The organism is Ralstonia sp. SA306 (assembly GCF_054792405.1).
The window spans coordinates 2,815,954-2,840,684 of record NZ_CP096451.1 but is presented as its reverse complement, the minus strand read 5'-3'; the positions used below and the strand labels follow the sequence as shown (position 1 = coordinate 2,840,684).

Annotated in this window: 23 protein-coding genes; 7 read left to right on the top strand and 16 right to left on the bottom strand. The window is 65.4% G+C overall.

Translation table 11 applies throughout. The features are described 5' to 3' along the window. Positions 1-62 precede the first annotated feature (62 nt). Genes M1D44_RS13575 through M1D44_RS13560 form a run of 4 tightly spaced genes read left to right on the top strand, consistent with a single transcriptional unit; the run spans position 63 to position 2,464 of the window. Positions 63-1,271: an aminotransferase-like domain-containing protein gene (locus tag M1D44_RS13575; protein WP_439004510.1), complete on the top strand. Its 1,209-nt coding sequence runs from the start codon at positions 63-65 to the stop codon at positions 1,269-1,271. A gap of 25 nt (positions 1,272-1,296) precedes the next feature. After that, the gene (locus tag M1D44_RS13570; RefSeq protein ID WP_235193188.1) at positions 1,297-1,797 is read left to right on the top strand and encodes a helix-turn-helix domain-containing protein; all 501 of its coding nucleotides are present in this window, start codon (positions 1,297-1,299) and stop codon (positions 1,795-1,797) included. Beyond that, positions 1,797-2,213, top strand: coding sequence for a VOC family protein (locus M1D44_RS13565; RefSeq protein WP_112186214.1), 417 nt, complete (start codon positions 1,797-1,799; stop codon positions 2,211-2,213). Before M1D44_RS13570 ends, M1D44_RS13565 begins: the two co-directional genes overlap by 1 nt. Continuing rightward, entirely contained in the window at positions 2,210-2,464 is a 255-nt protein-coding gene (locus M1D44_RS13560; protein ID WP_316852832.1) for a hypothetical protein, read from the top strand. The genes M1D44_RS13565 and M1D44_RS13560 overlap by 4 nt, the downstream gene beginning before the upstream one ends. A 349-nt stretch (positions 2,465-2,813) precedes the next feature. On the opposite strand, the gene M1D44_RS13555 is transcribed toward M1D44_RS13560, so the two are convergent. The 9 genes from M1D44_RS13555 to M1D44_RS13515 all read right to left on the bottom strand — a co-directional run bounded on the left by M1D44_RS13555 (position 2,814) and on the right by M1D44_RS13515 (position 12,305). Beyond that, positions 2,814-4,010 (bottom strand): MFS transporter, encoded by a 1,197-nt coding sequence (locus tag M1D44_RS13555; protein ID WP_112186212.1) that lies wholly within the window; start codon positions 4,008-4,010, stop codon positions 2,814-2,816. A 61-nt stretch (positions 4,011-4,071) separates the two neighbouring features. Beyond that, positions 4,072-4,779 carry a glutathione binding-like protein gene (locus M1D44_RS13550; RefSeq protein WP_316852831.1) on the bottom strand — a complete coding sequence of 236 codons (708 nt, stop codon included), beginning with the start codon at positions 4,777-4,779 and terminating at the stop codon, positions 4,072-4,074. Positions 4,780-4,873: 94 nt separating this feature from the next. Further along, entirely contained in the window at positions 4,874-6,076 is a 1,203-nt protein-coding gene (locus M1D44_RS13545) for a low temperature requirement protein A (RefSeq protein WP_024976889.1), read from the bottom strand. Positions 6,077-6,106: 30 nt separating this feature from the next. Continuing rightward, positions 6,107-6,754, bottom strand: a complete 648-nt coding sequence (locus M1D44_RS13540) for a LysE family translocator (RefSeq protein WP_316852830.1) — start codon at positions 6,752-6,754, stop codon at positions 6,107-6,109. A gap of 656 nt (positions 6,755-7,410) precedes the next feature. After that, on the bottom strand, positions 7,411-8,391 hold the full coding sequence (locus M1D44_RS13535) for a DMT family transporter (RefSeq protein WP_316852829.1): 981 nt from the start codon (positions 8,389-8,391) through the stop codon (positions 7,411-7,413). A gap of 106 nt (positions 8,392-8,497) precedes the next feature. Continuing rightward, complete coding sequence (locus M1D44_RS13530; protein WP_112186573.1) at positions 8,498-9,220, bottom strand: AraC family transcriptional regulator; 723 nt, start codon at positions 9,218-9,220, stop codon at positions 8,498-8,500. Positions 9,221-9,384: 164 nt separating this feature from the next. After that, a complete protein-coding gene (locus M1D44_RS13525; RefSeq protein WP_316683844.1) occupies positions 9,385-9,741 on the bottom strand; it encodes a DUF427 domain-containing protein in 357 nt (118 codons plus the stop codon). Between the two features lie 79 nt (positions 9,742-9,820). Then, complete coding sequence (locus M1D44_RS13520; protein ID WP_024976884.1) at positions 9,821-11,023, bottom strand: ammonium transporter; 1,203 nt, start codon at positions 11,021-11,023, stop codon at positions 9,821-9,823. 256 nt (positions 11,024-11,279) lie between these two features. Continuing rightward, the gene (locus M1D44_RS13515) at positions 11,280-12,305 is read right to left on the bottom strand and encodes a hypothetical protein (RefSeq protein ID WP_024976883.1); all 1,026 of its coding nucleotides are present in this window, start codon (positions 12,303-12,305) and stop codon (positions 11,280-11,282) included. A gap of 344 nt (positions 12,306-12,649) precedes the next feature. Between M1D44_RS13515 and icmF the strand changes: the two genes are divergently transcribed. Next, the gene (icmF, locus tag M1D44_RS13510) at positions 12,650-15,937 is read left to right on the top strand and encodes a fused isobutyryl-CoA mutase/GTPase IcmF (protein ID WP_316852828.1); all 3,288 of its coding nucleotides are present in this window, start codon (positions 12,650-12,652) and stop codon (positions 15,935-15,937) included. Between the two features lie 630 nt (positions 15,938-16,567). Here the strand turns inward: icmF and M1D44_RS13505 are convergent. From M1D44_RS13505 to M1D44_RS13475, 7 genes are all read right to left on the bottom strand, one after another. Further along, the gene (locus tag M1D44_RS13505; protein ID WP_316852827.1) at positions 16,568-17,275 is read right to left on the bottom strand and encodes a YoaK family protein; all 708 of its coding nucleotides are present in this window, start codon (positions 17,273-17,275) and stop codon (positions 16,568-16,570) included. Further along, positions 17,265-19,103, bottom strand: coding sequence for an amidohydrolase (locus tag M1D44_RS13500; protein WP_316852826.1), 1,839 nt, complete (start codon positions 19,101-19,103; stop codon positions 17,265-17,267). Before M1D44_RS13500 ends, M1D44_RS13505 begins: the two co-directional genes overlap by 11 nt. 4 nt (positions 19,104-19,107) lie before the next feature. Further along, positions 19,108-19,527, bottom strand: a complete 420-nt coding sequence (locus tag M1D44_RS13495; protein ID WP_037031821.1) for a DoxX family protein — start codon at positions 19,525-19,527, stop codon at positions 19,108-19,110. Between the two features lie 4 nt (positions 19,528-19,531). Further along, the gene (locus M1D44_RS13490) at positions 19,532-19,840 is read right to left on the bottom strand and encodes a XapX domain-containing protein (RefSeq protein WP_316683840.1); all 309 of its coding nucleotides are present in this window, start codon (positions 19,838-19,840) and stop codon (positions 19,532-19,534) included. Positions 19,841-19,902: 62 nt separating this feature from the next. Beyond that, a complete protein-coding gene (locus M1D44_RS13485; RefSeq protein WP_316852825.1) occupies positions 19,903-20,724 on the bottom strand; it encodes an alpha/beta fold hydrolase in 822 nt (273 codons plus the stop codon). Between the two features lie 109 nt (positions 20,725-20,833). Next, entirely contained in the window at positions 20,834-21,517 is a 684-nt protein-coding gene (locus M1D44_RS13480) for a hydrolase (protein WP_024976877.1), read from the bottom strand. Between the two features lie 229 nt (positions 21,518-21,746). After that, positions 21,747-22,679, bottom strand: coding sequence for a LysR family transcriptional regulator (locus tag M1D44_RS13475; protein WP_112186203.1), 933 nt, complete (start codon positions 22,677-22,679; stop codon positions 21,747-21,749). Between the two features lie 176 nt (positions 22,680-22,855). Here M1D44_RS13475 and M1D44_RS13470 point away from each other — a divergent pair, with 176 nt between their 5' ends. Both M1D44_RS13470 and M1D44_RS13465 read left to right on the top strand, forming a co-directional pair. Further along, positions 22,856-23,710, top strand: a complete 855-nt coding sequence (locus M1D44_RS13470; RefSeq protein WP_024976875.1) for a 3-hydroxybutyryl-CoA dehydrogenase — start codon at positions 22,856-22,858, stop codon at positions 23,708-23,710. Positions 23,711-23,868: 158 nt separating this feature from the next. Next, the gene (locus tag M1D44_RS13465) at positions 23,869-24,726 is read left to right on the top strand and encodes a PhzF family phenazine biosynthesis protein (protein ID WP_316852824.1); all 858 of its coding nucleotides are present in this window, start codon (positions 23,869-23,871) and stop codon (positions 24,724-24,726) included. Positions 24,727-24,731 lie beyond the last annotated feature (5 nt).

The following is a 24,731-nucleotide window of genomic DNA, read 5'->3' as shown; positions in this document are numbered from 1 at the left end:
ATGCGCACGGGGCGCACATCACGTAAAGTGGCGGGCACTCGAACTACAGAGACACGCACGCCATGGAATTCCTGCAATCGCTGCTGGCACCCCGCCTGCAAAACGTTGAAACCTCCGCCATCCGCGAGCTGTTCAAGGTGCTCGGCAAGCCGGGCCTGATCTCGTTTGCCGGCGGCTTTCCCGATTCGGCCCTGTTTGACGTGGAAGGCCTGAAAGCCGCGGCCGACAGCGCGCTCACCACCGACGCAGCCCGCGCGCTGCAATATGGCGCCACCGAAGGCTTCGAGCCGCTGCGCGAGGCCATCGTCACGCTGATGAAGGCACGTGGCGCCAACGTCGCCAACACCGACATCCTCGTCACCACCGGTTCGCAGCAAGGGCTGGATCTGCTGGGCAAGGTGCTGATCGGCGAAGGCGACACGGTGCTGACCGAAGCTCCCACCTTCCTCGCCGCCATTCAGGCGTTCAAGCTGTACGGCGCCAAGGTGGCCGGCGTGCCGACCGACGGCGACGGGCTGGATGTCGACGCACTGGAAAAGGTGCTTGCCACGGCGCGCCCCAAATTCCTCTACGTGATTCCCAACTTCGGCAACCCGAGCGGCGCGCTGATGAGCCTGGAGCGCCGCAAGCGCCTGCTGGACGTAGCGGTGCGCCACAACCTGCTGATCGTGGAAGACGACCCTTACGGTGATCTGTATTTCGACGCACCCCCGCCGCCGTCGCTGTATGCGCTTTCGCAGCAGACCGACGGCGCGCAAGGGCGTGTGATCTACCTGGGCAGCCTGTCGAAGGTGATGGCGCCGGGCCTGCGCGTGGGCTGGATGATCGCCGCGCAGCCAGTGCTGGGCAACGCAGTGATGGTCAAGCAGTTTGCCGATGCGCACACCTCCACGTTTGCACAGGCCACGGCGGCTGCCTACCTGCGCAGCAACCGCCTGGAAACCGTGCTGCCGCGCACGCGCGCCGCCCATGCCGAACGCGCCCACGCCATGGCCAACGGCCTGCGTGCGCTGCTGCCCGAAACCGAACTGAGCTTCAACCGCCCGCGCGGCGGCATGTTCCTGTGGTGCGCCTTGCCGGGCCGCAATGCCGGCGATGTGGCCAAGGTGGCCATCGAGCGTGGTGTGGCCTTCGTGCCGGGCGCGGCGTTTTACCCCGTTGACCCGGATCGCTCGACGCTGCGCTTGTCGTACGCCACCTCGTCGCTGGCGCAGGTGGAAGAGGGTGTGCGCAAGCTCGCACACGCTATCGGCGAGTTCAAGCTGGGCTAACCCACTCGCGCAGGCCGCGGTGGCAATGGCACACACCGACGCGCAGCAAGACCCCGCGCTGCTGCGCCGCCTGCTTCGCGCCAAAGACCGCATGGACGCCGCCTCGCACGAGGCATGGCCCGTCAAGCGGCTGGCCGAAGTGAGCGGCGTGTCGGAGGCGCATTTTGCGCGCTCGTTCAAGCAGGCCTTCGGCATTCCGCCGCACCGCTACCTGCTCACGCGCCGCATCGAGCAGGCCACCACCCTGCTGCGCGACACCGACCTGCCCATCATCGAGATCGCCTACGCCACCGGCTGGGAAAGCCTCGGCACCTTCGGCCGCATCTTCCGCGACATCACAGGGCAGAGCCCGAGCGCCCTGCGCCGCCACGCCCAGGCCACCGCGCCGCAGCAGCAACTGGATCGCGTGCCCGCCTGTGTGCTGAAGGCTGCGCAGCGGCCCGACCTTGTCACAGCAGTTTCGGAGAAGCGCCGCCAGCTGGCGGACGGTACAAATCCGTCACCCACCAACAACAAGGAGCGGTGATGAGCCAAGGGATCAATGTCGTCGGGCTGTATGTGGATGACCAGGACGCGGCGCTGGCGTTCTATGTCGACAAGCTGGGGTTTCGCGTGCATACCGATGTGCGCAACGGCCCGTACCGGTGGCTGACGGTGCAGCATCCGGAGCAGCCATCGTTCCAGCTGGGTCTGTTCCAGCCCGGGCCGCCCATTCACGACGAGGCCACCGCGCAGACGCTGCGCGCCATGGTCGCCAAGGGCGCGATGCCGCCGCTGGTGCTGACCGTTGCCGATTGCCGGGCCACCTATGCGCAACTGCGCGAGCGCGGCGTCGAGTTCACGCAGGAGCCCATCGAGCGCTTCGGCAGTGTCGATGCCGGCTTTCGTGACCCCGCTGGCAACGGCTGGAAGATGATCCAGGCCGCCGGAGGTGCAAAGTGAGCGCCCGCAACGCAATCCGCCAGTTCCATCGCTGGGTGTCGATGGCCTTCACGCTCACGGTCGTCGCCAACTTTGTCGCCATGGGTGTGGGCAAGGGCGCCCAGCCGCCGGCGTGGATCACCTATGCGCCGCTGCTGCCGCTGGCGCTGTTGCTGTTCACGGGGCTTTATATGTTTGCGTTGCCGTACGTTGACCGGCGTGGCGGGCGGGGTTCGACCGACGACCGGAATGCGCCTACTGCGGCGGTCTGAGCGCGGCGCGTGAAGCTTTGAGGCGCAATTGCCAGGCTCGGACTGTCGAGCGTGACTCTTGGAGGTTCGGGCGCCGAGCACAACGCGCCGAACATGACAGTTCGAGGTCGAAAATGTCGGGCTCAAAGGGCCGAGCGCGAGGTGCCGAAGGCCGGACGCCGAGCCTTTGTGGCCTGAGCGTCGACCTCGAAGCCTGCAGCGCGAGTGTTTGAGGTCGAAAATGTCGAGCCCAAAGTGTGGTGCACGAGGGTTTGACGCTCGGCCGCCAACATCCAGGCTCGGAATGCGAGGGTTTGACGTCTGAGCGCCGGGTTCAGAACCCGGCGCGTCGCGTTCTGCGCTGCGACTCTCAGTGGGCGACCGACGTGGCTGCAGGTTCATCAGCCGGTACTGCCTCATGCCGCCCGCCCATTCGCCACAGCACCACCGCCACCACATGGCATGCGGCCGCGGCCCACCCCAGCATGCCCGGCCCGCCATGGGCCAGCGCCAGCGCCCCCACCGTGGACCCCAGCGCGATCCCCACATACACCGCCGATGCATGCAGCGACAGCGTGATCGGCGACACATCGGGCGCGAGGCGGATCAGCCGCGTCGCCTGCGCCGGGCCGAAGCCCCAGCCCGCCATGCCCCACAGCACGACCGCACCGATGGCGATGGCGCCAGCCACCGTGCCGTGCAGCACCTGCGCCGACAGCGACAGCACCGAGAACGCCAGCACGATGCCAGCGCTGCTCACCGCCAGCACGCGCGCCACGCCTGCGCGGTCGGTCATGTGGCCGCCCAGGCCTGTGCCTAGCGCCGCAAAGCTGCCTACGAGGAACAGGACGATGCCCACATGCTGCGGCGCGAACCCCAGCCCTTGCACAAAGAACGGTGCGACGTAGGTGTAGAACGTAAAGCCGCCTGCCGCCCACAACGCGGACACCGCCAGCGCGCCCAGCATGCCGGGCCGGCGTGCCACGCTCAGGCGCTGCGCCAGCGTGGTCACGCTGTGCGGCAGGGCGCGTGGCAGGCCGAAGGCGAGGCCTGCCGTGGCCAGTGCCGACAACACAGCGCAGGCGATGAACGTCGAGCGCCAGTCGCCCTGGGCGGCAATCCACGCACCCAGCGGCACGCCGAGCGCCACTGCCACCGTGCCGCCGCCCGTGATGATGGCGAGCGCCGAGCCGCTGCGCCCAGCTGGCACCAGCGAGGTCGCCACCGCATTGGCCGTCGGCAGGAAGACGCCGGCCGCCAACGCCAGCAGCACGCGCGCCGCCATCAACTGCCCAAAGCCGTGCGCGCTGGCAGCCAGCAGGTTGCCGGCCGCAAAGATGGCCAGCGCGCCGATCAGCACGCGGCGCCGGTCCACATTGCCGAGCAGCGTCGCCATCACGGGCGAGCCCACGGCGTACGTGACCGCAAACACGGTGACGAGCTGCCCGGCCGCCGGCACGCTCACGCCCAGGTCTGCGGCCAGCACCGGTAGCAGGCCGGCAATCATGAATCCTTCAGTGCCGATGGCGAACGCGCCCAGGCACAACCACCACAGCGATGCCGGCATGGTCGGCTCCTGTCAGAAGAAGAAAGCGGAACGGAGGCGGAGCGCGGAGGCTCCGCGAGGATCAGCGCGCGGTGGAGCTGGCCGTCTGGCCCAGCAGCACGCTGCGCTCGTCGTCGGAGATGTCTTCGCGGCGGCGCGAGTAGGCGCGCTCGACCCCGGCATAGGCGCGCTGCGTGGCCGGGCGTGCGCCGACGGCTTCGAACCAGCGCTGCAGATTCGGAAAGTCGTTCAGGTCCTGGCCGTGCCCGGCGTGGGGCACGATCCACGGATAGGCCGCGATGTCGGCGATCGTGTAGTCGGTGCCCGCAATGTAGGGTCGATCGGCCAGGCGGCGGTCGAGCACGCCGTACAGGCGGTTCGTTTCCTTGGTGTAGCGCTCGATGGCGTAGGGCACGCGCTCCGGTGCATACACGTTGAAGTGGCCGATCTGCCCGGCCATCGGCCCGAGGCCGCCCACCTGCCAGAACAGCCACTTGAGCACTTCCATGCGGCCGTGCAGGTCGGAGGGCATCAGTTGCCCGGTCTTCTCGGCCAGGTAGAGCAGCATGGCGCCCGATTCGAACAGCACCACGGGTTCGCTGCCTTCGGCCGGATCGTGATCGACCATGGCCGGAATCTTGTTGTTGGGCGAGATGGCCAGGAACTCAGGCTTGAACTGGTCACCCCGGCTGATATCGACGGGGATGACGCGGTGCTGCAAGCCGGTTTCGGCAAAGAACAGCGCCATCTTCAGGCCGTTGGGCGTGGCGCAGTAGTAGAGGTCGATCATGGCGGGGCCCTCGTGTTCTGTCATGTTGGTTGACAGATTATGTGGGCGAGTGGCCTTTTGTAATGTCCAAAAACTGGAATTTTCAGGTGACCACTCACTGGCCGTGCGCCTGTGCGGGCTCCACTGTTTCGCAAGAGCGTGCGTACCATTCCCAGGCCGCGGTGCCGCACAGCACGCCCGTCGCCAGCGCCGACACGGCCAGTGCCGGAAGCTCGGCCGCTGGCAGCCATGCGCCGCCCAGCACCACCAGGCCGACCACATGCGCCGGGCGCAACCGCCCGAAGATCGCCCACTTGAACAGCAGGTTGCCCAGCAGGTATAGCGCTGCGCTGCCCAGCACCGCCAGCGCCGTCCCCGCATGGGCGTGGCCGACCGGATGCGCCAGCACGAATTCATCGGCCACCGCCCCGACGATGATGCCGGCCACCAGCACCACGTGAATGTAGGTGTAGGCCAGGCGTGCAAGCCGCCCTGGATCAGCCGAATGCGAGATGGTGCGCGCGCCGCGCTCGGCAATCGTGTCGAAGTACAGCCACCACATCGCCAGGCTGCCGATGAACGACATCGCCATCGCCGCGATGTTTTCTGCGTTCCAGTCGAGCGCGGCAAACGTGGAGCCCGTCACCAGCACCGATTCGCCCAGCGCGATGATGATGAACAGCGAGCAGCGCTCGGCCATGTGGCCGCCTTCCACGTTCCAGTCGTTGGTGGTGGAGCGGCCCAGACCCGGCGTGTAGAAGCCCATCGACGGCCCGAGCCATTCGATGGCCAGCGCGATGATCCAGCATGCCCAGCGCACGGAATCCTCCGACAGGCCACCGGCCAGCCACAGCACGGCCGAGACCCCGAGCCACGTGCCGATGCGTTGAAAGTTGCGCCGCAAGGGCAGCGACTCGCCACGCACGGCCCACAGAAAGAACAGCGTGCGCCCGAACTGCATGAACACATAGGCCAGTGCAAACGCCAGCCCACGCGAGCCGAACGCCTGCGGCAGCGATGCCGAGAGCAGCAGCCCACCCGTCATCAGCACGAGCATCAGCATGCGGATGGCGAGTTTTTCGGGGTCGAGCCAGTTCGTCACCCACGACGTGAAGATCCACACCCACCACACCGCCAGCATCAGCAGCAGCGCCTGCGCGCCGCCCTGCAGCGTGAAATTGCCGATCAGCAGATGCGAGAGCTGCGTCACCGCAAACACGAACACCAGATCGAAGAACAGCTCGATGTTGGTGACGCGGTGGTGGCTGTGGGCGCCACCGGATGTGATCGGCGCGGGGCGGAGGTAACTGCGGGGCATTGGGTGTCCTCGGTGCGGCTTGGAGCGCGATCAGGCCGACTGCATGCCCAGCGTGAGCGTGCCTGCGCCCACCATCACCGCGCCACCCGTGTAGCCGAAGCGGCGCTGTGCAGCCACGCTGGTCAGGCGCTTGGCGAGCAGCTTGGCGGCCAGCGCGTACATCGACGCATTGGCGGCGGCCAGGACGACGAAGGTCGGCAGCAGGATCACGCTCTGCGAGAGGAAGGTCTGCTCGGCCGACATGAACTGCGGCACAAACGCGACGAAGAAGACAATGCTCTTGGGGTTCAGCGCGGTGACCGTCCAGGCCGACAGGAAGCGGCGGCCAGCGGACTTCTGCTGAACAGGGATGGCGGCCTCGGGCGCGTCCGCCTGTACGTCATCGCGCAGGCGGCGGGCGCTGAGGATGGACTTGATGCCCAGATAAACGAGGTACGAACCGCCGATGAGCTTGAGTGCCGTGAAGGCCGTGGCCGAAGCGGCGAGCAGCGCGCCCGCACCGGCAAGGGAAATGGTCATGGCGGTCGTGTCGCCTGCCGCCACGCCGGCAACGGTGCTCCACGCCGAACGGCCACGGTTGGCCAGCGAATCACCGATCACCAAGAGGATGGTCGGGCCCGGGATGAGCAGGATGATGATGCTGGCGCCGATGAAGGCCAGCCAGGTTTGGACGGTCATGGAGTGGCTCGCTGTGTTGTTGGGGGGAGGGGACACAGTTATCCATGAAAAATTTGGGGCGTCAAATGGGGCGGGGGTTTTTTGTTTTTGTTTTTGTTTTTGTTTTTGGTTTTGGGGTTGGTGGTCCATCCGCTTTTCGTACCCTGCCGGGCACGACTTACTTTTCTTTGTCTTGCCAAAGAAAAGTAAGCAAAAGAAAGGCGCGCCCGAGATGGCGACATCCCCTTGAATTTGTGTGACCGTGCGGGGAAGGAGGCAAACTCGCTGCGCTCAGACAAGCCTCCTTCCTTGATCCGCCCGCTCACACAAATTCAAGGCGCCATCAAGGGCTCAACGTCAAAAGAAAAAGGCCAACCCGTCGCGAGGTTGGCTTTGTCGTTTGGGCTGGCGCTGAGATGGTTTGGCCTTTGACTTTCCTGCCCTTGATGGCGCCTTCAATTTTCGTAAGCGGGCGGAAAAAAGGCGGGGAACTGTTTGAGCGCAGCGAGTTTTCCCCGCCTCCGCCCGGTTACGGAAATTGAAGGAATCTTTCGCCATCTCGGGCGCGCATTTCTTTGCTTACTTTCTTTGGGCAAGACCAAAGAAAGTGAGTCAGCCCCGGCAGGGGATGAAACAGGGGATGGACCACCACGTCCAAAACAGCCCAAACAAAAAACCTACCCATGCCGCCGAGCCGCCAACCCCACCCCACTCACCAACAAAACCGCAGCCGCCACCTCAAGCCCATGAGGCCATCGAGCCTCATAGATAAACCCATACACCAACGCAAACACCGTCTCAAACACAATCAACTGCCCCGACAGCGTCAGCGGCAACTTGCGGCTGGCCGCATTCCACAGGCTATTCCCCAGCACCGACGCCCCCAGCGCCACCCCCATATTCACCAGCCAGAACATCCCCCACGCCGATGCGGGCTGCGCAGAAGCCGTCGCCATGCCGGGCATGAAAAACGCCGGCACGGCCAGTGCCAGTGACAACACCCCAGTCGCAACGCCAGTCAATAGCGACCACTCCCGACTGGTGAACTGCGGCCGCGCGCGCAGGTACCGCGCATTGCACACCGCATACACCGTCCAGCACCCCAGCGCGCCCGCGGCCATCAGCAGGCCGATGAAATAGGTTCTGCCGCCCGCATCCGAATGCACGTCGGGCGCATCCAGGTAGATGCACACCACACCGGCCACGGCCATCAGCAGCGGCAGGGCCAGACGGCGCATGGGCAGGCTGCCCCGTTCGGCTGCGCCCGCGAGCGTGACCGTGACCGGCAGCAACCCGACGATGAGCGACACCGGTGCCACGCCCGCGCGCTGCACGCCACCCGCCACGCACAGGTAGTAAAGAATGTTGCCCGGCAGCGATAACAGCAGCAGCGCCACCCAATCACGCCGAGTCGGTTTGCGCCATAGCGTGCGCCACACCGGCAGTGCCAGCACCAGCGACAACACGCCGTACAACACATACCGGGCTGCCGAAAGCGCTAAGGGCGAGAACTGCGGCAGCATCTTCGGCGCGACGAAGATGACGCCCCACAGCGCCCCGGCCGCGACGCCGTAGCCGATGCCCGTCAGGTGGTCACGCCGTGTGTCGTGCTGACCGTGATGAAGATGCGTTGCAGTGGAGGTGTCGCCAACAGCCATGGAGCGTCTGCCCGGAAAGATCAATCGAACCGGCACTCTGCGCGTGCGCGCGCCGCGCGTCTTGGCGAAGACGGCTGCGCTTTGGCAAAAACGGAAATGGGTGGGGCTAGCGCCGCACCGCGGCGGGGGTGATGCCGTGTGCGGCTTTGAGGTGGCGCGTGAGGGCGCTTTGGTCGTAGTAGCCGGTGCGCGCGGCAACCTCGGCGATGGGCAGGGCGGTGGTTTCCAGCAGCGTCAACGCATGCCGCAGCCGTACCTCGGCCAGATGCGCGTGCAGCGTGGTGCCGTATGCCGCACGGAACAGCGTGGCGAGGCGACGCGCGCTCACACCGACTTCTGCGGCGAGCGCATCGACGGTGAGCGGCTCGGCGTAGCGGTGTTCAATCGCGTGCCATACGCGCTCGGCACGCGCATCGGCGCGTGCGCGTATCTGCGTGGATTGGTTGGCCGGATGCGCGGCCAGCGTCGCCAGCGCGAGTGACGACCACGCATTGGCCAGCACCGTGTCGACGATGGGCGCGTCTTGCAGCCACGTCGTCAGCGCGCGCAGGCCCGGCGTGAGCGGAAAGAACACGCGATCGGCCAGGCCGCCCAGGCCGGGGGCGTCAGCGGCCTGCCCGGGAATGTCGAACACGATGAAGCGGTTGGCGCCCGTGGCTTCAAACGCATGCGTGGCGCCGGCCGGAATGAGCGCCGCGTGGTGCGTGTCGACGCGGCCGCCGCGGCCGTCTACGTCCATCTCCAGGATGCCGCGTGCGGGCATCACGACCTGCATGAAGTCGTGCGAGTGCGGAGGTGCAGCGAGGCCGTAAGTGCGGAAGTCCAGCATGGTGCCGCCGAGAATAGCACCGGCATCCGCCCAAAAAAATACCCGGCCACAGATCATGCTGCGCCGGGTCTCGGAACTTTCACGGAAAGAGGATCCGTGAGAAGAGGAACATGCACATCGTGCGCCGCCTGCATGACAGCGGCATGTCAGCAGCGCCTGCGCACTCATTCCTCCTGGATGGTCACCTTGTCCGGATAGAACGCGAGATAGCCCGCCACTTCACGCGCGACGGGTTTGGGCTGTTCGTACGTCCAGACGGCGTTGTCGGCGCGCACATCGCCGGCCACGATGGTGTAGTACGACGCGTCGCCCTTGTAGGGGCAATGCGTGTGATGCTGCGTGCGCTCCAGCAGGTTCATCTGCACATCGTCGCGCGGGATGTACTGCACCGGCGGGTACGACGCCTCGCGCAGCGTGCGCGCCAGATGCGTGCTGGCGATGGTGAAGCCGTTGAGGCTCACCGTCACGCGGCGCGGGTTCGACTCCACGGTAATGGGGTGATTCGGATCGATATCGGGCATGCGGCACTCCTGCAGTTGGGCGGGGGAACACGCTTTCACTGTAGCAAGCGCCGCGCGCGCCTTCTTTCGACGCCCCTGCTTACCAGTGGGTTTCCGATTCCGGCGTGGATGAGACGCGGTGGATCGCCAGGTCGGCGCCCATGAACTCGGCCTCGCGGTCCAGCCGCAGCCCCACGAGCTTGCGCAGGGTGCCATACACCACCGTGCCGCCAATCAGCGCAATGACAATGCCGCCTGCCGTGCCCGCCACCTGCGCCCAGAACGACACACCGCCCAGACCGCCCAGCGCCTTCAGGCCGAAGATGCCGGCCGCGATGCCGCCCCACGCGCCGCACAGACCATGCAGCGGCCACACGCCGAGCACGTCGTCGATGCGCCAGACGTTCTGCACGCGCGTGAACATCCAGACGAACAGCACGCCCGCAATGCCGCCGACGGCAAGCGCCCCCAGCGGGTGCATCACGTCGGAGCCTGCGCACACGGCCACCAGGCCCGCCAGCGGCCCGTTGTACGAGAAGCCCGGGTCGTTCTTGCCCATCCACCACGCGGTGAGCGTGCCGCCCACCATGGCCATCAGCGAGTTGATGGCAACCAGGCCGCTCATCTTGTCGAGCGTCTGCGCGCTCATCACGTTGAAGCCGAACCAGCCCACTGCCAGCACCCAGGCGCCGGCTGCCAGGAACGGGATGTTCGACGGCGGATGCGCGGCGATGCGGCCGTCGTCTCTGTAGCGGCCGTGGCGGGCGCCAAGCAGCAGCACTGCCGGCAGCGCGATCCAGCCACCCACGGCATGGACAACCACCGAGCCGGCAAAGTCATGGAACTCCGCGCCCGTCACGCTCTGCAGCCAGTGCTGGATGCCGAAGCGCTCGTTCCAGGCGATGCCTTCAAAGAACGGGTAGACGAAGCCCACCAGCACGAAGGTCGCCGCCAGTTGGGGTTCGAAGCGCGAGCGCTCGGCAATGCCGCCCGAGATGATGGCCGGGATGGCCGCCGCGAAGGTCAGCAGGAAGAAGAACTTCACCAGCTCATAGCCGTTCTGCTGGGCGAGCACATCGGCGCCGGTAAAGAAATTGACGCCGTACGCAATCGAATAGCCGATGAAGAAGTACGCGATGGTCGACACGGCAAAGTCGACCAGGATCTTGACCAGCGCATTGACCTGGTTCTTCTTGCGGACGGTGCCCAGCTCAAGGAACGCGAAGCCGGCATGCATGGCCAGCACCATGATCGCGCCCAGCAGGATGAAGAGCGCGTCGCCCCCGGTTTTGATGGAGTTCATTGCGGTTGTCGTGCGGGTTGAGGGATCAGCGCCATCCGGGTGCAGTGCGTGCCCACAAATGACGCAAAAAGCGCCGACAGATGCAATTCTTGTTCCAACGGTGTGCAAAAAGGTGACATGGCGCACCAGGGCCGTGCGCGCGAGGTCGTGGTCGGGCGGCGCGTTGAGGCGAGCCCGAAATCGGTGCGTGAGTGCCTTGAATTGGTGCGAGCGCCGCGCCAAATGCGCCGTCGTGGTGCGTTACGCCTTGGGAAGGTTACGGCTTGGCGCCCGCGACGCTAAACGATGCCGCCACGGCGTTCCACAGAGGCTCGTACCGCAAGCGCACGGTGCTGGCCTGCTCGGGCGATGTGGCGGGAGACTGCACGTGCAGCATCAGCAGCGCGCCGTCGGTCGGCACCATGAAGACGCGGCCGACCAGCGTGTTGCCCGGCGCGCGGGGGATGTGCGGGCCGGGCGATTCGCCGATGTAGCTGGCCCACACGCCGGGGCGCCCGCCGAACGATTGCGTGCCCCAGCCAATTAGCCGGCAAGGGGCGGCCACAGCTTGCTTGACGGCATCGCGCATCCAGCGAGGCTCGCGGCTGTCAGGGACGGTTTCGGGGTCGCCTTCGGTGGGATGCACGATCAGTTCAATGCGCGACAGCCCCGAGCCCCCCTGGTTGGCCCACGCGCCGATCGCCACCCGCGCCGGGTCGGGCTTGCGCGGCGGCGTGGGCGGCACGCGCTCCCAGGAGAACGGCAGCCGCAGGCCGAGGCTCGCACCGCGCGCATTCGGCCAGTCAGACAACGTCACGGCCTGTGTGAAGCGGCTGCCCAGCTCATCGGCGGGGCGGTCGTCGTAGACCACCGCCAGCAGCGTCTGCAGCGTGGCGCGATCCTGATTGCCTTGCGCACGTGCAACCACGCGCTCGGCCAGCGCGTGGGCCGTCTGGGCAGTCTGGGTGGCTGTCATCACGCTGGGCTGGTGAATATCCAGTGCGCGCTCGATCAGCAGTTGCCGCTCGTCGTCGGATAGCGGAATGCCGGCGATCAGGCGGCGCGTGCGGGCCAGCGCCTGCGGGAAGGTGTTGTCGAACTGGGTACGGGCGCGGATCAGCTCTTCACGCTGGCCGGGAAAGCGCTGGATGGCGCGGTCGAGCGCCTGCGATTGCACGGTCAGGAAACCAAGCACGCTGATCAGCCCCGGGATGGCGCCAGGCGTGTAGTCCCACGCCAGGGCGTGGCCGGACCACGCCAGCAAGGCGGTCAGACACCAGCGCATCGTTGCGCGGCTTGGCATTGGAATATCCCCCTATGGCCGGACCCCTCTCCGACCAAAATCTGACTCTAACGATTTGTATCGATTGTGTGCAAGCTGGGTGTTGCACCGAGATCGGACCGTTCCCGCCCCGCCATTTGCGCAAACCACGGCGGGGCGGCGGCGTGCCTGTTGGAAGGAATCGCGCTCCGGGCACCATGAAGCTGCAGGTAACGAAGCACTGGAAGTGCTGGCGCACCGTGCGGCCGGTTGACGAGTGCGTCAACCCCGAAAATACTGTCTGTTCGACCCGCCGACCGGCACGCCTCGCCTTGTGCGTCGTACAACACATCCAACGCCGGCGCCCACTTTTCGAAGGTGGAGACATGACCGATCTTTCCGCTGCCCGCGCGGCCGATCCCACGCCCGCCAGCGAGCCTGCGCCGGCGCGCAACAAGGTGCGCTTCGTGACGGCCGCATCGTTGTTCGACGGGCATGACGCGTCGATCAACATCATGCGGCGCATCCTGCAGTCGATGGGCTGCGAGGTGATCCACCTCGGGCACAACCGTTCGGTAGACGAGGTGGTCAACGCCGCGCTGCAGGAAGACGTGCAGGGCATTGCGGTGTCCAGCTACCAGGGCGGCCATGTCGAATACTTCAAGTACATGATCGACGCGCTGCGCGCACGCGGCGGCGAGCACATCCAGGTGTTCGGCGGCGGGGGCGGTGTGATCGTGCCGACGGAGATCCGCGAGTTGCAGGACTACGGCGTCGCGCGCATCTACAGCCCCGAAGACGGCCAGCGCATGGGCCTGGCCGGCATGATTGCCGACATGGTGCAGCGCTGCGATATCGATCTCTCCATCTATGCGCCGGCCACGCTGGAGCCCGTCGCCAACGGCAACCGCCGCGCCCTGGCGCAATTGATCACCGCATTGGAATCGGGCCGTATCGATCCGGCACTGCGCGAGGCCGTGCACGCGGCTGCGATGGCCACGCCGACGCCGGTGCTCGGCATCACGGGCACGGGCGGTGCGGGCAAGTCGTCGCTCACCGATGAGTTGATCCGCCGCGTCCGGCTCGACCAGCAGGACGCGCTGCGCATCGCCGTCATCTCGATCGATCCGTCGCGGCGCAAGTCGGGCGGCGCCCTGCTGGGCGACCGCATTCGCATGAACGCGATCAATCATCCGAACATCTTCGTGCGCTCGCTGGCCACGCGGGAGGCCAGCCGCGAGATCTCCGACGCGCTGCCCGACGTGATTGCCGCATGCCGTGCCGCCGGGTTCGATTTCATCATTGTCGAGACCTCCGGCATCGGACAGGGCGACGCGGCCATCGTGCCGCATGTCGATTTGTCGCTGTATGTGATGACGCCCGAGTTTGGCGCCGCCAGCCAGTTGGAGAAGATCGACATGCTCGATTTTGCCGATCTGGTGGCCATCAACAAGTTCGATCGCAAGGGCGCGCAAGACGCGTGGCGCGACGTCGCCAAGCAGGTGCAGCGCAACCGTGAGCAATGGCATGCCCGGCCTGAAGACATGCCGGTGTTCGGCACGCAGGCCTCGCACTTCAATGACGACGGCGTGACGGCGCTGTATCACACGCTGGCCGATCGGCTGACCGAGCGCGGCATGGCGCTGGCCGAGCGCACGTTGCCGCGTCCGGCCGGCAAATGTTCCACCAGCCACGACGCCATCGTGCCGCCCGCGCGCGTGCGCTACCTGGCGGAGCTGGCCGATACGGTGCGCAGCTACCACCGCCGCGTCGATGCGCAAAGCCGCCTCGCGCGGGAGCGCCAGCAGTTGCGGGCCAGCCACCGCATGCTGGAGCAGGCGGGCGCCACCGTGCAGACGCTGTCCGCACTGGACAAGCAAGCGGCCGAGCGCGACGCACAACTCGGCGCCACCGAACGCAAGCTGCTCGCCATGTGGCCTGACCTGCGCCGTGCTTATTCCGGCGACGAATACGTCGTGAAGATCCGCGACAAGGAAATCCGCACGCAGCTTACGCACACCACGCTCTCCGGCACCACCATCCGCAAGGTCGTGCTGCCGCCCTATGAAGACGATGGCGAAGTACTGCGCTGGCTGATGCGGGAAAACGTGCCGGGCAGTTTTCCGTACACCGCCGGCGTGTTTGCCTTCAAGCGTGAGAACGAAGACCCGACGCGCATGTTCGCGGGCGAGGGCGATGCCTTCCGCACCAACCGGCGCTTCAAGCTCGTCTCCGAAGGCATGGACGCCAAGCGGCTCTCCACCGCGTTCGACTCCGTCACGCTCTACGGCGAAGACCCGGCGCTGCGCCCGGACATCTACGGCAAGGTCGGCAATTCGGGCGTGTCCATCGCCACGCTCGACGATATGGAAGTGCTGTACGACGGCTTTGATCTGACCAGCCCTGCCACGTCGGTATCCATGACGATCAACGGGCCGGCACCGACGATCCTGGCAATGTTCATGAACACCGCCATCGATCAGAACCTGGCCCGGTTCCGCGCGGACAACCACCGCGAGCCAACGCAGGACGAGGAGGCGAAGATCCGCGCATGGGTGCTGCAGAACGTGCGCGGCACGGTGCAGGCCGACATCCTCAAGGAAGACCAGGGGCAGAACACCTGCATCTTCTCGACCGAGTTTTCGCTCAAGGTGATGGGCGATATCCAGGAATATTTCGTGCACCACCAGGTGCGCAATTTCTATTCGGTATCGATCTCGGGGTACCACATTGCCGAGGCGGGCGCGAACCCGATCTCGCAACTCGCCTTCACGCTGGCCAACGGCTTCACGTATGTGGAGGCGTACCTCGCGCGCGGCATGCACATCGACGATTTCGCGCCGAACCTGTCGTTCTTCTTCTCCAACGGCATGGACCCGGAGTACAACGTGCTCGGCCGCGTCGCGCGCCGCATCTGGGCGGTGACCCTGCGTGACAAGTACGGCGCGACCGAGCGCAGCCAGAAGCTGAAGTACCACGTGCAAACGTCAGGCCGATCCCTGCACGCGCAGGAGATCGCCTTCAACGACATCCGCACGACGCTGCAGGCGCTGATCGCCATCTACGACAACTGCAACAGCCTGCACACGAATGCGTACGACGAGGCCATCACCACGCCGACGGCCGAGTCTGTACGGCGTGCGCTGGCCATCCAGCTCATCATCAACCGCGAATGGGGCCTGGCCAAGTGCGAGAACCCGAACCAGGGCAGCTTCATCATCGATGAACTGACGGACCTGGTGGAAGAAGCCGTGCTGCAGGAGTTCGAGCGCATTGCTGAGCGCGGCGGCGTGCTTGGCGCGATGGAAACCGGCTACCAGCGGGGCAAGATCCAGGAAGAGTCGATGCTGTATGAGCAGCGCAAGCACGACGGCTCGCTGCCGATCATCGGTGTGAATACGTTCCGCAATCCGGACGCAGAGAGCGTGGTGCCGCCGCACATTGAACTGGCGCGCTCAAGCGAGGAGGAAAAGCAGAGCCAACTCGCGCGGCTGCAGGATTTTCACGCACGGCATGCTGGGGAAGCGCCGGCCATGCTGCAGCGTCTGCAGCGGGCGGTGATCGAGGATCAGAACGTATTTGCGGTGTTGATGGACGCGGTGCGGGTTTGCTCGCTGGGGCAGATTACGCATGCGTTGTTTGAGGTGGGGGGGGAGTATCGGCGGAATATGTAGGGGGTTTGGGTTTTGGTTTTTTGTTTGTGGTGCATCCCTTGTTTCATCCCCTGCCGGGGCTGACTCACTTTCTTTGGTCTTGCCCAAAGAAAGTAAGCAAAGAAAGGCGCGCCCGAGACGGCGACCCCTTCCTTGAATTTGCGTAACCGGGCGGAGGCGGGGAAAACTCGCTTCGCTCAGACAGTTCCCCGCCTATTTTCCGCCCGCTTACGAAAATTCAAGGCGCCATCTAGGGCAGGAACGTCAACTACCAAACCGTTGGTCTGCGTGCCCGAGTGGCTCTTGCTTGTTGCTGTTGCTGCTCGCTTTGCTCCGCGTTGTGCTGCTATCTGCGACTGCAGTTGTGCTTCGATGGTGTGGCCGTTGGGGCCCTAGATGGCGCCTTGAATTTCTGTTGCAGAGAGGAAAAAGGAAGGGAAACTGTCTGAGCGAAGCGAGTTTTTCCCTTCCCCTCTCTGCGACATAAATTCAAGGGGAAGTCGCCATCTCGGGCGCGCCTTTCTTTTGCTTACTTTTCTTTGGCAAGACAAAGAAAAGTGAGTCGTGCCCGGCAGGGAACGAAAGGGGGGCTGAACCACACCCGCCCGCCGCCGGCGTAGGCAAAAAACATCCACGACACAGAAACAAAACCTACCGCTGCATCACAGCCAGGACCGCCAAGATGCCCACCGGCGGCAACACGCACCAGAACGAAAACGTTGCAAACGCCAACGCCCCCAGCACCGCGCCCGTGGCGAACCCGGCCAGCGGCGGCACCATCTTCCGCAACCGCGTGCGCGCAACATCCTTCTGCGTACCACCCGGCGACAGCAGTTCGACCACGTCGATCACGATCTGCGTCGTGTTGCCGGTCATGATGGTCGTGGGTGCATGCTCCGACAGCACGATGCGCGCCTTGGCGTTCTGCACGCCCATCGCTGCAACGCCGATGAGCCCGACAACAATCGTGGCCGGTGCATCCGCCGATTGAATTGGCAGCGCCAGCAACCCCGCCACCATGAACGCCAGCAGGAGCACGGCCTGCGCGAACAGCAGCGGCCGCAGCGGCGCCACCCCGCGCTGTGTGAGCGCTGTCACGGCCAGCTTGGTCGCCGCCACGGCCAGCACGAACATCGGCAGCGCTAGCAGCTTGGCCAGCACGCCTTGCCCGGAGCCCGCCAGCTCCAGGCCGATCATCACGAAGTTGCCCGTAACGTGCGCGGTGAACAGCCCAAACAACGCCGCAAAGCCGACCACATCCACATAGCCGGCGACAAACGCCAGCAGCGTTCCCTGGGCGATCAGGAAACGCGCCGACGCTGGCGCTGCCGTCGCTGTCGTCGCCGTTTCAGAAGGCAAAGCACGAACACCCGAAGGCGCCCCAGAATCCGCGGAAGTCGGTCGTGGGCACGTTGGCCGTGCGGGCCTTCTGATGCGCATGGCCGTGCACGGAGCATGAGCCAACGCACTGGTGCACCTGCTGCTGCAACGGCGCAGCCGGCCGCCAGTGCCCCGGCACGCGTGCCACGGGCGACCACTCCGGCAGCACCGGAATCGGCGGCGGGCCGAACTCGGAGAACTCCGCTGCCCCGTAGACGATGCGGCCGCCCACCACCGTCAGCACCGATTCGATGGTCTTGATGTCGGCCTCGGGCACGCTGAAGAAATCCGCCGACAACGCTGCCAGGTCGGCGAGTTGCCCGACCTTGATCTGCCCCTTGTTGCCCTGGTCTGCCGAGAACCATGCGCTGCCGTGCGTGTACAGCTCCAGCGCCACCTCGCGCGGCAGCCCCTCCGGATACAGCGCCATGCCGCCCACGGTGCGCCCGCTCGCCAGCCAGTACAGCGACGTCCACGGGTTATAGCTCGACACGCGCGTGGCGTCGGTGCCGGCGCCCACCGGCACGCCTTCGGCCAGCATGCGCTTGATGGGTGGCGTCTGTTCTGCGGCGGCAGCGCCGTAGCGGTCGACAAAATATTCGCCCTGGAAGGCCATGCGATCCTGAATGGCGATGCCGCCGCCCAGTGCGCGCACGCGTTCGATGTTCTTCGGCGAAATCGTCTCCGCATGGTCAAAGAACCACGGCAGGCCGTTGAACGGAATGTCGCGGTTCACGCGCTCGAACACGTCGAGCATGCGCGAGATCGATTCGTCGTAGGTGGCGTGCAGCCGGAACGGCCAGCGTTGCGCAACAAGGTGGCGCACCACGGTTTCCAGCTCCTGCTCCATCGTCTCGGGCAGGTCGGGGCGCGGCTGCAGGAAGTCTTCAAAGTCGGCTGCGGAGAAGACGAGCATTTCGCCCGCGCCGTTGTGGCGGAAGAAGTCATCGCCCTGGCGGTATTGCACGCTGCCGGTCCAGTTCTTGAAGTCGGCCAGTTCCTCTTTCGGTTTTTGCGTGAAGAGGTTGTAAGCGATGCGGATGGTGAGCTGGTTCTGCACCGACAGCTCGCGGATGATTTCGTAGTCTTCCGGGTAGTTCTGGAAGCCGCCGCCTGCGTCGATGGCGCTTGTCACGCCCAGGCGGTTCAGTTCGCGCATGAACTGGCGCGTGGAGTTGACCTGGTATTCCGGCGGCAGCTTCGGCCCCTTGGCCAGCGTCGCGTACAGGATCATCGCGTTGGGCTTGGCGATCAGCATGCCGGTGGGCTCGCCGGACGCGTCGCGCTGGATCTCGCCGCCCGGCGGGTTCGGCGTGTCCTTGGTGTAGCCGACCTGGCGCAGCGCCGCGCGGTTGAGCAGAGCGCGGTCGTACAGGTGCAGCACGAACACGGGCGTATCGGGTGCGGCCTGGTTCAGCTCTTCCAGCGTGGGCATGCGGCGCTCGGCAAACTGGAATTCCGTCCAGCCGCCCACCACGCGTACCCATTGCGGCGACGGCGTGCGCGCAGCTTGCTCCTTGAGCATGCGCATCGCGTCTGCCAGGGAGGGCACGCCTTCCCAGCGCAGCTCCAGGTTGTAGTTCAGCCCGCCCCGGATCAGGTGCAGGTGCGAATCGTTCAGGCCGGGGATGACGGTGCGCCCGCGCAGGTCGATGATCTGGGTGGAGGCGCCGCGCTGGGCCATCACGGTCGCATCGTCGCCCACGGCAACAAAGCGGCCGTCACGCACGGCAACGGCGCTGGCGGTGGGGCGTTCGCGGTCGACCGTGTGGATGCGGCCGTTGTGCAGGATGAGGTCGGCGGTCATTGCGTCAGTATTTGGGGTAGATCGAAAAACGTCCGGGTCCGGCAATCAGGACCGTGGTGAAGATGATCAGCAGCATCCATCCGAACTGCCCATCGGCAAGCGACCAGTCAGGATGCACCACCAGCATGGCCACCAGCAACGTGGCGACGATGGGCAGACACGCCAAGCGTGTGAGCAGGCCGAGCGCAACCAGCAGCGGACACAGTGTTTCCGACAGGATCGCCAGCAGCAGTGTGGGGGCGGCGCCCATGTGGAACGGGTCTTCAATGCGCGTGAGTTCCTGGCTGTAGTGCAGCACCTTGGGCAGCCCGTGTACGGCAATCAGCAGGGCGCTGCCGGTCAGGCGCAGGAACAGCAGGCCAACGTGCAGGGCGGTATCGGCAGGGGCTGCAGCGTGCAAGGGGTCGAGCGAAAGGCGTGTCATGGCGTCAGCTCGGGTTGCGCGGCGTGGTGCCGCCAGAGCCGCCGGTGGCGGCCAGGTCCGTTGGTTGCGCCGCGGGTGGCACTTGGGGCGGTGCGCCGGTGATCTTCGGCACGCACTCGTGGCGGAACCACGCCATGGTGATCGGCTCGCCGGCCAGCAGGCGCTGCGCGGCCGGTACGACCTGTTCGCCGATCAGCATGCCGAGCAGCCCGACCAGCGCAATTGCCGGTGGCGCCGGTGAGCGGACGTGCAGCAGTGCGTAGATGATGCCGACCAGCATGCCGACGCCAATGGAGATGAGGTAGGGCTTCAAAGCGAGGGCTCCAGATCCAGAATGCGAAGGGCGGCGCGCTCGACGTGCGCCGCCCGCCCAGGTCAGCCGGTGATAAACGCCAGCAGGTCCGCGTTGACCTTGTCCGCTTCGGTCACGCACATGCCGTGCGAGCCGCCCGGATAGACCTTGAGCGTGCCGTTTTTCACCAGCTCCACGCCCAGCCTGGCCGAATCGTCGATCGGAACGATCTGGTCGTCGTCGCCATGCAGGAACAGCACCGGCACCTCGATCTTCTTCAGGTCTTCGGTGTAGTCGACCTCCGAGAATTCCTTGATGCACAGGTACTGGCCATGAATGCCGCCGGTCATGCCCTGCGCCCAGAAGGCATCGATGGTGCCCTGCGAGACCTTTGCGCCGGGCCGGTTGAAGCCGAAGAACGGCGTGGCGAGATCACGGTAGAACTGCGAGCGGTTGTCGGCCACACCCTTGCGGATGCCGTCGAACACGTCCATCGGCAAGCCCTTCGGGTTGGATGCCGTCTTGAGCATGATGGGCGGCACTGCGCCGATCAGCACCGCGCGGGCGACGCGCCTGGTGCCATGGCGGCCGATGTAGTGCGCGACTTCGCCACCGCCTGTGGAGTGGCCGACCAGCGTGGCGCCCTGGATGTCGAGCGCATCGAGCAGCGCTGCCAGGTCGTCGGCATAGGTGTCCATGTCGTTGCCCTGCGACGGCTGGTCGGAACGGCCATGGCCGCGCCGGTCATGCGCGATGACACGAAAACCCTTCTGCACCAGGAACAGCATCTGCGCGTCCCAGGCGTCGGCATTGAGCGGCCAGCCGTGCGAGAAGACGACGGGCTTGCCGCTGCCCCAGTCCTTGTAAAAAATACGCGTACCGTCTTGGGTGGTAATCGTTTGCATGGGAATGAGAGAGGGTGGTGGCTGATTGAATGGACGACAGGGCGACGCATGCGGTTGCACATGCGTCGCCCGGCCGGAGCAGCGTCTTCTTTTAGGGGCGGCAGCGCGATCAGTTGGCCGCCACGGGCGCCAGCGCCTCGTGCGGCGTGGCCGTGCGTTGCGAAGCCTTGTGCACCATCGTGTAGGCATAGTCCACGCCCATGCCATAGGCACCGGAGTGTTCCTTGACCAGCTTCATGACGGCGTCATACGTGTCGCGGTGGGCCCAGTCACGCTGCCATTCCAGCAGCACCTGTTGCCACGTCACGGGCACCACGCCAGCCTGGATCATGCGCTGCATGGCGTAGTCGTGCGCCTCCTTCGACGTGCCGCCCGAGGCGTCGGCGACCATGTAGATCTCGTAGTCGGCATCGTGCATGGCCGATAGCGCGAAGGTGCAGTTGCACACTTCCGTCCACAGGCCCGAGACGACCACCTTCTTGCGGCCGTTCTTTGCCAAGGCATCGCGCACCTTCTGGTCGTCCCAGGAGTTCATCGAGGTGCGTTCGAGCAGTTCCTGATCCGGAAACACATCGAGCAATTCCGGGTAGGTATAGCCCGAGAAGCTCTGCGACTCGACGGTCGTAATGGTGGTGGGGATGTTGAAGATCTTCGCGGCCTTGGCAAGGCCGACGGTGTTGTTCTTCAGGACCTGGCGATCGATCGACTGCACGCCGAAGGCCATTTGCGGCTGGTGGTCGATGAAGATCAGTTGACAGTTCTGCGGGGTAAGGACTTCCAGCTTGGGATTCATGGCCGTATCCGGTTCCGATAGGAGATGCGAGGGGGGCGCTGCAGATCTGACGCCGCATCGGCGCGGCGCGATCAACGGCCCAACCATGATAGGAAGTTGCGTACCGGGCGCAACGCTCAATCGGCGAGTGCAGTTTTTGCGATTGCCGAACAATCGTCGCGACTTCCCGAAACATTCCATCGGTACCCTGGATACGCGCGCCAGTCGTGGGATTCGGCGCACGCGGCAGTTAGCGGACCCAGCCGCGCTCGAGCAAAGGCGTGTCCCATGCCGGCTCGCCAGCGTGGTAGCTGGCGAGGCAATCGATCAATGCGCACACCTTGACGGCCTGGCGCTGCGTCGCCGGATACACGGCGGAGAAGTGCAGCGGTGTCAGGTCGTAGTCGGCAAGCACGGGTACGAGGCGGCCGGCGACCAGATCGTCGCTGATGACGAGGGTGGGCAGGCAGGCAATGCCGGCGCTGGTGAGGGCGTAGTCGCGCAGCAGATGCACTGAATTCGAGCGCACCTGCTCGGGCAGGTCCATCGCAGCGCTGGCCTCGCCATTGCGCGAGAACACCCAGCGCTTGCGGGTCGGGTAGCCGGAGTACAGCGCCAGCGAATGCTGCAGCAGATCGGCCGGCTGCTGCGGCATGCCGTACTCCTCGACGTACGCGGGGGTGGCGCAGAACATGCGCCGCAGCGGGAACAGGCGCCGCTCGATCAGCGAATCGTTGATCGGCGGGAAGATCTGAAACGCCACGTCGAACCCCTCGGCAATCGGGTCGACCACGCTGTCGTCGACCACCACGTCGAGCTGGATATCGGGGTACTGCGCCCCGAACCTGGCCAGCGGCTCGGCAAAGTGGCTGAGTGCGTACCCGGGCAGCATGCGGATGCGCAGCTTGCCGGCGGGGGTGGCGCGCAGGCCGCGCATCTGGTCGGTCAGGTCCGTCAGCATGCAGACGGCTTCGGCGCATTGCTTGTAGTAGGTTTCGCCCACTTCGGAAAGACGCACGTGCCGCGTGCTGCGGTGAAACAGCGGCGCTTCGATAAAGCGCTCCAGTTGTTGCACGCGGTTGGTGACCACCGAGTTGGTCACGCCCAGCTGGCGTGCGGCCTCGGCAAAGCTGCGCGTTTCTGCCACGCGCACGAAGGCTTCAATACTGAGAAAGCGGTCCATTTCCAGCGTCCTTGCGCCTGAGATGAGAGAGCGGCGCGACGCCGGTCATCATACGGCGATCCGGTGGAATGTGACGTTACCGTCAGCAAGGCTTTTCTGTGCATCGCCGCGTCGTTTATCCTCTGCAATCTGTTTCATTTCCATCTCTCATTCCAATACCAAACGAGGAGCAGTTCATGGCAATTCAAGTCGTCGGCATCGTCGGTGCCGGAACAATGGGCAACGGCATTGCGCAAGCGTGCGCCGTGGTTGGGCTGGATGTGGTGATGGTGGACATCAGCGATGCCGCCGTGCAGAAGGGCATTGCCACGGTGGCGGGCAGCCTGGACCGGCTCATCAAGAAGGAAAAGCTGACCGAAGCCGACAAGGCTGCGGCGCTCGCACGCATCCACGGTTCGACCAGCTATGACGACCTCAAGCGCGCCGACCTCGTGATCGAAGCCGCCACCGAGAACTTCGACCTGAAGGTGAAGATTCTCAAGCAGCTCGAAGCTGCGGCCGCACCGCACGCAATCGTGGCGTCGAATACGTCGTCCATCTCGATCACCAAGCTGGCCGCCGTGCTGCAGGACGCGAGCCGCTTCATCGGCATGCACTTCTTCAACCCGGTGCCGATGATGGCGCTGGTCGAAGTCATTCGCGGCCTGCAGACGAGCGATGCCACGCATGCGTCTGTGGAAGCGCTGGCCAAGCAGCTCGGCAAGACGCCGATCACGGTCAAGAACAGCCCGGGCTTTGTCGTCAACCGCATCCTGTGCCCGATGATCAACGAGGCGTTCTGCGTGCTGGGCGAAGGTCTGGCCTCGCCGGAGGAGATTGACGAGGGCATGAAGCTCGGCTGCAACCACCCGATCGGGCCGCTGGCGCTGGCCGACATGATCGGCCTGGACACCATGCTCGCCGTGATGGAAGTGCTGTACACCGAGTTTGCTGACCCGAAGTACCGCCCGGCCATGCTGATGCGCGAAATGGTGGCCGCCGGCTACCTGGGCCGCAAGACCGGCCGCGGCGTGTACGACTATCGCAAGTAAGTCAGCGGCAATCTTTCACGGCATTCGCGCTGTCCGCCAACTGTCAGGCCGGATTCGCGCGAACTGTCTGCAAGTGTGCATGGAGGCGGTGTGGGGATGCGTTGATGATGACGTATCGCCACACCGCTTTTTTTCTTCCCCACACTCCGGACGCCACCATGCCGCGCTACGCCTTCCGTCTGCTCAACGTCTTTGCCGAATCCACGTTCGGCGGCAACCAGCTCGCCGTCTTTGAAGACGGGCGGGGCCTGGACGACGCCACCATGCAGGCCATCGGACGCCAGTTCAACCTGTCCGAGATCACGTTCATTTTTCCCGATGACACGGATGGCGCCACGGCGCGTTTCCGCATCTTCACACCCGATTACGAGATGCCGTTTGCCGGGCATCCGTCGCTGGGGACGGCGCAGGTGGTGCGCGAGCTGTACGGCCCAGGCAATGAGCTGACGCTGCGTTGCCAGTCGGGCATCGTATCGCTGACGGCGCAGGACGAGGGGTGGTCGCTCGTGCCGCCGCGCTCGGGGGCGCTGAATACGCGCGAAGCCGATCCGGCCATTGCCAAGATGCTCGGGTTGGACGCCGATGCGCTGGCGGGCCCGCCGCTGTGGGTTGACGCAGGCATCGAACAACTTATGGTGCCGGTCAAGACGCGCGCCGATGTGGAGCGCGCCCGGCCCGACCCGTCAGCCTTCGATGTCTGGCCGCGCAGCCGCAACGACGGGCGCAACGCCTACGTCTTCACCATGCCCGCGCCTGGCAGTAACGATCCGGTGGCTTCGCGCTTCTTCTTCGAATACGGCACCGGCCTGTGGGAAGACCCGGGCACCGGTTCGGCGTGCGCCAACCTGGGCGGCTGGCTGCGCGCGACGGGCCATGCTTTGCCGGCAAGCTACCGCATCGAGCAGGGCGCCGCAGTGGGTCGACCCTGCCACCTGACGCTGCGTGTGGATGCCGACGGCACGATCCACGTGGGTGGCCGCGTGATCGAAATCGGACGCGGCACGTTGACGATTTGATCGGT